General features: G+C 65.6%; 1 protein-coding gene. It reads right to left on the minus strand.

Annotated elements, in window-relative coordinates; translation table 11 throughout:
• On the minus strand, positions 1 to 244 hold a 244-nt coding region (locus EO131_RS11005; RefSeq protein ID WP_206512883.1), incomplete at both ends, for a Calx-beta domain-containing protein.

Consider the following 244-nt stretch of genomic DNA (forward strand, 5'->3'; position numbering starts at 1 on the left):
CTCGTCGCCCTCGACTTCCACATCGTCGACAGGGGTCAGGGTGATCGTCGCCGTCTGCTGGCCGTCGGGGATGGCAACACTGCCCGCAAGCGCAACAAAGTCGCTGCCCGAGGTCGCCGTGCCGCTTACCGTATAGTTCACCGTTATCGCGGAGCCCGAGCCGTTCACCGCATCCAGGCTCACCGTATATTCGCCCGTGGTGGTGCCCGCCTCGGTCGCCGTGTTGTCCGTGGCCGCTATCGTC

The sequence above is a fragment of the Flagellimonas beolgyonensis genome, from assembly GCF_003992615.1.
Classification (GTDB): Bacteria; Bacteroidota; Bacteroidia; order Flavobacteriales; family Flavobacteriaceae; genus Flagellimonas; species Flagellimonas beolgyonensis.